The following is a 7,467-nucleotide window of genomic DNA, read 5'->3' as shown; positions in this document are numbered from 1 at the left end:
ATCTTGGTCGGCAGTTCAACGTGCGTGCGCGCGAATTCCCGACCATAGGGCGTGCCACGTTTGCCATGCAGCGTGGCAACGAGGTTGATCACGCAATCGGCGCCTTCCACGAAACGCGCGAGCTGCACCGGATCGAACACGTCAGCTTCGATCACGTCGATGGGTAACAGGGTGAGATGGCGGGCGTTGTAGCGGCGCCGGGTGGCGATGCGCACGTCTTTGCCCATTTCAACGAGGGCGTTGACGAGATGGCTGCCGATAAAACCGGAACCGCCGATGATCGCAATGGCTTTATGTCGCATTTTTCGACTCCCTGGTGGAAGCCGCGGCAACGGCTGGCGTGGCGCACCGCCGCATCGAGAATGATGCGACGGCGGCACGGCGCTTACGGAGCGATGTAACCCAGACGCGCCTTCAGCGATTGCGGACGGCCTTCGAACAACGCCGCGTAATAGACCGTATTGGACAACACATTCTTGACGTAATCGCGCGTTTCCTGGAACGGAATCGCCTCAGCGAAGATCGCGCCTTCAACCGGGCGCTGCAACGATTGCCGCCAGTTGCGCGGACGGCCGGGCCCGGCGTTATAACCGGCGGTGGCCAGCACGGCGGACCCGTCGAACTGATTGTAGATCATCGACAGGTAGTTCGTGCCGAGCAGGATGTTGGTGTTGATGTCGTTCATCTGCTCGCGCGAAATCGGGCCGAGGCCGATCTTCTTCGCCACCAGTTGCGCGGTGCCCGGCATCAGCTGCATCAAACCGCTCGCGCCGACTTCCGAGCGCGCGTTCATGATGAAGCGCGACTCCTGGCGAATCAGCCCGTACGCCCATTCCACATCCAGCCCATTCGACTGCGCATCGCGCTCGACGATATCCTTGAACGGCGACAGATAACGCAGCGAGAAATCATGCTCGCTCTTCGTGCGATCCGCCGTATTGACGGTGCGGTCATACAACTGGATACGGCGAGCGTACTCGGCTGCGGCGATCAGTTGCCGGTCGCTCATATTGCGCAGCGGCCAGTTCCATTCGCGATTGCCCTCGAGCCGCAGATTCAGTGCGTAGAACCGTTGCGCCAGATCGAAGCCCGGCGTGTTGCCGGCCTGTTGGACTTCGGCGTCGCTCACCGTCGTTTTCGGCGGCACGGTGATCTTCTGGCCGAGCTCTTCCGAAGCCAGTTGGCCGTAGAAGTTGAAGCCCTGCGAGATCGACTCGAATTCCTGATTGGCCGTGGCCGTGTCGCCGGCTTGCTTGAGCGCACGGGCATGCCAGTACACCCACGACGGCTGATTGCGCAGCGCCGCCGGCATCTGTTCGATCGACCAGCGCACCATCGTCCAGTCGCCCGCGAGCAGCGCGGTGCGGGTGCGCCATTCGTACGCCGGGTTCGACAGCGGTGCATTCACCGAGAGCCGGTACCAGTCCACCGCGCTCGGCATCTGCTTGGCGGCGGCCTGATAGGCGATCGTGCCCCAGCCAATTGCACGCTCGGGCGAACTCAGCGACGGCGCCACCGAAGCGAACGTGGCCGCGGCCATGGCCGGATCGTTGCGCGCCATGCGCGTGATCGCGAGCAATGCGAGTTGGTGCGACTGCGTATCCGGACCGACGCCGCGCGCCAGCAGCAACGGCGGCGTGCTCGTGGCCTGGTTGAACAGCACCGGATCGGGCGGCTGGTTGCTGAGCGCATCGACGAGTTTGCTGCCCGTGCTGGTGTAGTTCTGTTCGTACGCGAGACGGATCTGTTGCCATACGTCGTCGGAACTGAATTGCTGGTTGATCGCCAGCGAGGTGATCAGATCGACGCAACCGTCGCCGTACCACTTCGGATCGACCAACAGCGCGCGTGCCTCGGTCGCGACGTTTTCACCACGCGCGGCGCGCGATTCGAGCGCGTAGCACTTCACCTGCGTATCGTCGTTCAGCACGAAGCGCGCGTATTGCTGATCGAAGTTGCGCCAGTCGTGACGCGCACCGAGTACGGTGAGGTAGTCGTTGCGCATGCGGTCGGCGATCGCCTGCCCGTCGTACTTCTGCAGGAAAGACAGCACCGGCGCATCCGGCGCGTCGATGCGCGCATGGCCGCTTGAATCGAACAACTGCGGCTTGATCTGGAAGTACTCGAGATACGACGGCGCCGGATAGTTCGGGATCATGCTCGCCAGTTGCGCTGCGCGCGCCGCATCATTCGTGCGGGCGGCTTCGCGAAGCTGGACGAAGGTCTGGTCGTCGTTCGTGAGTTGTGAAAAGGGAATGGGCTTGACGGCCGAGGCCGTGCTGCACGCGACGAGTGCCGCAGCGGCAAGCGCCAGACCGGCCGCGCGATATACTCGATAGAGGCGTTTTGACATCGTTGTTTCAGGAGCGCGAATTGACCCCAAGCATAGCATGCAACCCCGTCGCGGAATCGAAAAAGGCACTGCGTCGGATGCTATTGGAAGCAAGGCTACAAGCGGCTTCCGAGCCGGCGCACAGCGCCGCGCTCAACCGTCGCATTCTCGATGCGTTGAAGCACTACGGCGTGAGCAGCGTGGGGTTCTATTGGCCGCTGGCGGGCGAATTCGACGCACGTGCCGCGATGGCGATCTGGCTCGCGGCCGACTCGCAACGCGAGGCGAGCTTGCCGGTCGTCAAGGAACGCGGCGTGCCGCTCGAATTCCACGCGTGGGCGCCCGATACGCCGATGAAGATCGGCCATCACAAGATCGCTGAGCCCACTTCGGGGCGCGTGGTGGTTCCCGATCTACTGTTCGTGCCGTGCGTCGGTTTCGACGCCGACGGCTTCCGGCTAGGCTACGGCGGCGGCTACTACGACCGCACGCTGGCTGCATGGCCGGGTGCGAAGAAACCGATTACGGTCGGCATCGCCTATGAAGCGTGCCGCACGGACGCGTTGCAGCACGAAGCCCATGACATTCCGCTCGATCTGATCGTGACGGAAGCCGGCCTCTATCCGCGCCCGGCAGCGTAAGCGTTCGAACAGCGCCGTGGGCGGCGCAACCTTCATCAGCCGCCGAAGCCTGCTCCTGCTACAAAGACGCCGCCGCCCGCGCGGCCGTGTCGTACAGTCCGGACGCATTGCGCATCAGTTGCGCCGCCTCGCCGATCTGCTCGTTGGTCAGGCCACTTTCCTTCAGTGTCGAAATCAGACAGCTCTCGCGCACCTCGCGGTATTTCAGACAGAGCTCACGGCCCGCATCGGTGGCCGAGAAGAACACTTCCTTGCCGGTCTTTTCGCTTTTTACATACCCTCTAGCTACGAGCTTCTTCAACGCGTAAGTGGCGACATGCGTGTCTTCGATGTTCAACACGAAGCAGATGTCCGCCAGCTTCTTGCGCCGCTCGCGATGGCTGACGTGGTGCAGCAGCGAGACTTCGATCGCGGTCATGTCCTTTTCGCCGGCTGCAGACATGCAACGCACCATCCAGCGGTTGAATGCATTGCCCGCCATGATGAGCGCGTACTCCAGCTCGGACAGCTCCGCGCTTGTGTCAGACACGAGATGTTCCGAGGACACGATCTTGGTGGGATGGCGCGACATGGCGAAGTTTCTCGAAAAACAGGATGGGAAAGTGTCGGGAGTGTACGACGAGCAGCCCATTCCGGGAGCCTGGCGAAAACGCTTATAGATAAATTGTTGATATTTTATTGATAATGTACGCTTCAAACATCACGCACCCTATGCCGATAAATATCGATAGGGTCCGATATGCTCGACATTTCCGTCTCGATCTGGGCCATTAAGCGATGAGCCAACCAAGAATTTTTCCGCTCGGCGATGCCGCGCTAGTCTGCGAGGCGCCCCCGCCTGCCACGCTGGACTGCCAGCGGCGCGTGTGGGCGGCCGCCGAGGCTGCGCGCGACTGGCCGCACGTGCTGGAGGTCGTGCCGGGCATGAACAATCTGACGCTCGTGTTCGATCCGCTCGAAGCCGACCGCGAAGCGCTGGTGGGCCATCTGCAAGCGGCCTGGAACGCGGTGAGCGACGTGCCCGCACCCGGCCGCGAAGTCGAAATCCCGGTGCAATACGGTGGCGAGTTCGGCCCCGACCTGCAAGCGGTCGCCAACCACACCGGCCTGAGCGTGCGTGAAGTCGTCCAACGTCACGCGGACGGCGAGTACGTGGTGTTTTTCCTCGGTTTCCAACCGGGCTTCGCCTATATGGGCGGGCTCAATGAGGCCCTGCACACGCCGCGCCGTTCGTCGCCGCGGCTGGAAGTGCCGGCCGGTTCGGTCGGTATCGGTGGTGAGCAGACCGGCATTTATCCGGCAACCTCGCCGGGCGGCTGGCAGTTGATCGGCCGCACCGAACTGCCGCTGTTCGATCCGACTCGCCGTCCGCCCACGCTGTTGCAGCCGGGCGACCGGGTGCGCTTTACCGTCGCGGGGATACACGCATGATCGATGTGATTCGCGCGGGCCTTCTGACCACGATCCAGGATCTTGGCCGTCACGGCTACCGGCACCTCGGCGTCGCGATGGGTGGCGCGCTCGACCGTCTGTCGCTCGAAGTCGGCAACCGGCTGGTCGGCAACCGGCCCGATGCGGCCGGCCTCGAAATTACCTTCGGCCCGACCGTGCTGCGCTTCTTGCGCGCCACACGCGTGGCCATCACCGGCACCGAATTCGGCGCAACGCTCGACGGCAAGCCGGTCTATTCGTGGTGGAGCCTGCCGGTGCAGGCCGGCCAGGAACTGGTGCTAAATGCAGCCAAGCGCGGCATGCGCGGCTATGTCTGCATCGCCGGCGGCATCGACGTTTTGCCGATGCTCGGCTCGCGCAGCACCGATCTCGCGGGCCATTTCGGCGGACTCGGCGGCCGGGCGCTGCGCGACGGCGATCGCCTGCCGGTCGGCGCGCCGTTGCAACGCGGCCACGTTGGCTTTACTCCCGAAGCGCCCGAGTTCGGCGTGAAGGCGCCCGCCTGGTGCAAGTTCGTGCTGGTTCACGAACCGCTGCGGCGTGGCCGGCATCCGTCCGGCGTGCCGTGGGCCGTGCCGATCCGCGTGCTGCAAGGCCCCGAATACGGCAGCTTCACCGAACAGGCGCACGAATCGTTCTGGTCCGATGAATGGCTGGTCACACCGAACAGCAACCGCATGGGTTACCGCCTCGCCGGCACTGAGCTGAAGCGCACCCAGAAAAACGATCTGCTTTCGCACGCGGTGTTGCCCGGCACGATTCAGGTCCCGCCGAACGGCCAGCCGATCGTGCTGATGAGCGATGCGCAGACCACCGGCGGCTATCCGAAGATCGGCGCCGTAATCCAGGCCGATCTATGGAAGCTCGCGCAGGTTCGCCTGAACGCCGCCATCCGTTTCATCCCGACGACGCCCTATGAGGCGCGCCAGGCTTTACTGGAAGAACGCACGTATTTGCGGCAGATCGACGCCGCGATTGCCATGCACGAAGAACGCTGCGCGCGCGAGCCGGCGGCCGCAGCGCTGTAATAATGAGCGCCCCCAAACCTGGCGTTTCGCACCGGACCCCCCGAGGGGGCAATCCCCAAGGGGACTTCCTGCGGAGCGGAAAACCTGGGACGGCCCGGCGTTTTCTTGAGAGTAGAGGAACACCATGGAAATCGATTTGAACGCCGACCTCGGCGAAGGCTGTGGCTCAGACGAGGCGCTGCTCGACCTCGTCAGCTCGGCCAACATCGCGTGCGGCTGGCACGCGGGCGGCGCCAACGCCATGCGCGACTGCGTGCGCTGGGCGGTGCAAAAAGGCGTGTCGATCGGCGCGCATCCAAGCTTTAATGATCCCGAGAATTTTGGCCGCAAGGAAATGGACCTGCCGGTCAACGACATCTACGCGGGCGTGCTGTATCAGCTCGGCGCGCTGTCGGCGATCGCGCAGGCCGAGGGCGGCCGCATTGCGCACGTCAAGCCGCACGGCGCGCTCTACAACCAGGCCGCACGCGACGCGAAGATCGCCGACGCGATCGTCTCGGCGGTCCACGATTTCGACCCGTCGGTGGCAGTGTTCGCGCTCGCCAATAGCGGGCTCGTGACGGCCGCACGCGAAGCGGGCCTGACTGCCGTCGAAGAAGTATTCGCCGACCGCGGCTACCGCGCCGACGGCTCGCTCGTGCCGCGCAAGGAGCCGGGCGCGCTGCTCGACGACGAAGACATGGTGCTGGAGCGCACGCTCGCCATGGTGCGCGAGCGCCGCGTGCAAGCCGTCGACGGACACTGGGTGCCGCTCAATGCGCAAACCATCTGCCTGCATGGCGACGGCCCACATGCGCTGGCATTCGCGCGGCGCATCCGCAGCGCGCTACAGGATGCCGGCATCGAAGTTCACGCGGCCGGCGCCGCGAGCGTCTGATCCGGGCGCCGACCAACGCTATCCGGACAGCGCGATTCAACCGTTGCCCAACCCCGAACGCCCCGCTTCATGCGGGGCGTTTGCCAGGTGCAAGACGTATTGCAATACCGCAGTGAGTAGAAGCAGACGTAAGTGCAATGCAGGTGTAGTCGAAGCAAGGCGGCCATCAAGAGCCGCGGCAGCAAGACGGCGCATGGGTACCCCGGCGCCGGCCCACGTTAGCCGCCACAAGCGGCAAGGTTGAAACCCTGTTTGGAGATCCAGATGCAGACAACAGTCAGTCTATGGCCGCTCATTGGCGTGGCCGTCATCATCGTTGGCTTTTTATTACGGTTCAATCCGATGCTGATCGTGGCAGTTGCCGCGATCGTCACGGGTCTGGCCGCGCATTTCCCGCCTGAAAAGATCCTCGCTGAAATCGGCACCGGCTTCATCAAGACACGCAATATCCCACTGATCATCCTGCTGCCGCTGGCGGTGATCGGCCTGCTGGAACGGCATGGCCTGCGCGAGCGCGCACAAGCCTGGATCGGCGGCATCAAGGCTGCAACCGCGGGGCGTTTGCTGATCGTCTATCTGCTGGTGCGCGAATTGACCGCCGCTGTCGGCCTGACCGGTCTCGGCGGCCATCCGCAGATGGTGCGTCCGCTGATCGCGCCGATGGCCGAAGGCGCAACGGAAACCCGCTTCGGCAAGATCAGCGACGCGGTCCGCTTCAAGCTGCGCGCTTTCTCCGCTGCAACCGACAACGTCGGCCTGTTCTTCGGTGAAGACATCTTCGTCGCGTTCGGTGCGATCGTGCTGATGACGACCTTCCTGAAAGAAGCCGGTATCGTCGTCGAGCCAATTCACGTGGCCGTCTGGGGCATCCCGACCGCGATCTGCGCGTTCATCATTCACGGCTTCCGCCTGTATCTGCTCGACCGCAGGCTCGAACGCGAACTGCGCGGTAATGCGGCTGCCAATGCCGCTGCTGTTTCGCCGACGCAATCCGCCGCAGGAGACAAAGCATGACGCTCACGATTACCTATCTGTTCTGGTTGCTGGGGGTGGTGCTGCTCGTCATCGGCGGCATGATCGTCACAGACAAGGAACACCCGCGCCGTTTCACCGCCGGCGGTTTCTGGATCCTCTACG

Annotated in this window: 8 protein-coding genes and 1 pseudogene; 6 read left to right on the top strand and 3 right to left on the bottom strand. The window is 63.7% G+C overall.

The window, feature by feature from the left end:
• The coding region (locus tag VFE81_RS06495; protein WP_325043805.1) for an NAD-dependent epimerase/dehydratase family protein at positions 1-302 on the bottom strand (302 nt) is incomplete at its 3' end.
• 83 nt (positions 303-385) lie between these two features.
• Positions 386-2,353 (bottom strand): lytic transglycosylase domain-containing protein, encoded by a 1,968-nt coding sequence (locus VFE81_RS06490; protein ID WP_325043804.1) that lies wholly within the window; start codon positions 2,351-2,353, stop codon positions 386-388.
• 77 nt (positions 2,354-2,430) lie between these two features.
• Between VFE81_RS06490 and VFE81_RS06485 the strand changes: the two genes are divergently transcribed.
• Positions 2,431-2,973, top strand: a complete 543-nt coding sequence (locus VFE81_RS06485) for a 5-formyltetrahydrofolate cyclo-ligase (protein WP_325043803.1) — start codon at positions 2,431-2,433, stop codon at positions 2,971-2,973.
• Positions 2,974-3,031: 58 nt separating this feature from the next.
• Here the strand turns inward: VFE81_RS06485 and VFE81_RS06480 are convergent, their stop codons facing one another.
• On the bottom strand, positions 3,032-3,544 hold the full coding sequence (locus VFE81_RS06480) for a winged helix DNA-binding protein (RefSeq protein ID WP_054040851.1): 513 nt from the start codon (positions 3,542-3,544) through the stop codon (positions 3,032-3,034).
• Positions 3,545-3,750: 206 nt separating this feature from the next.
• On the opposite strand from VFE81_RS06480, the gene pxpB reads away from it, so the two are divergent.
• From pxpB to VFE81_RS06455, 5 genes and pseudogenes are all read left to right on the top strand, one after another.
• Positions 3,751-4,404 carry a 5-oxoprolinase subunit PxpB gene (gene pxpB / locus VFE81_RS06475; RefSeq protein WP_325043802.1) on the top strand — a complete coding sequence of 218 codons (654 nt, stop codon included), beginning with the start codon at positions 3,751-3,753 and terminating at the stop codon, positions 4,402-4,404.
• Positions 4,401-5,453, top strand: a complete 1,053-nt coding sequence (locus VFE81_RS06470) for a biotin-dependent carboxyltransferase family protein (protein WP_325043801.1) — start codon at positions 4,401-4,403, stop codon at positions 5,451-5,453. The genes pxpB and VFE81_RS06470 overlap by 4 nt, the downstream gene beginning before the upstream one ends.
• A gap of 124 nt (positions 5,454-5,577) precedes the next feature.
• Complete coding sequence (gene pxpA, locus VFE81_RS06465; RefSeq protein WP_325043800.1) at positions 5,578-6,330, top strand: 5-oxoprolinase subunit PxpA; 753 nt, start codon at positions 5,578-5,580, stop codon at positions 6,328-6,330.
• A gap of 264 nt (positions 6,331-6,594) precedes the next feature.
• Positions 6,595-7,344, top strand: coding sequence for a DUF969 domain-containing protein (locus tag VFE81_RS06460; protein WP_325043799.1), 750 nt, complete (start codon positions 6,595-6,597; stop codon positions 7,342-7,344).
• Positions 7,341-7,467, top strand: a pseudogene (locus VFE81_RS06455) (DUF979 domain-containing protein); the annotation flags it as partial. The gene VFE81_RS06460 and the pseudogene VFE81_RS06455, both read left to right, overlap by 4 nt.

It is taken from the genome of Paraburkholderia sp., assembly GCF_035656215.1.
In the GTDB taxonomy this organism is placed as follows: Bacteria; Pseudomonadota; Gammaproteobacteria; order Burkholderiales; family Burkholderiaceae; genus Paraburkholderia.
Note: the sequence above shows the minus strand (reverse complement) of the source record. Positions and strands in the feature narration are given on the sequence as shown.

Coding starts and splice junctions, on each gene's coding strand:
- VFE81_RS06480 (WP_054040851.1), bottom strand. CDS start 3,544: ATGTCGCGCCATCCCACCAAGATCGTGTCCTCGGAACATCTCGTGTCT.
- VFE81_RS06460 (WP_325043799.1), top strand. CDS start 6,595: ATGCAGACAACAGTCAGTCTATGGCCGCTCATTGGCGTGGCCGTCATC.
- VFE81_RS06470 (WP_325043801.1), top strand. CDS start 4,401: ATGATCGATGTGATTCGCGCGGGCCTTCTGACCACGATCCAGGATCTT.
- pxpA (WP_325043800.1), top strand. CDS start 5,578: ATGGAAATCGATTTGAACGCCGACCTCGGCGAAGGCTGTGGCTCAGAC.
- VFE81_RS06490 (WP_325043804.1), bottom strand. CDS start 2,353: ATGTCAAAACGCCTCTATCGAGTATATCGCGCGGCCGGTCTGGCGCTT.
- pxpB (WP_325043802.1), top strand. CDS start 3,751: ATGAGCCAACCAAGAATTTTTCCGCTCGGCGATGCCGCGCTAGTCTGC.
- VFE81_RS06485 (WP_325043803.1), top strand. CDS start 2,431: ATGCTATTGGAAGCAAGGCTACAAGCGGCTTCCGAGCCGGCGCACAGC.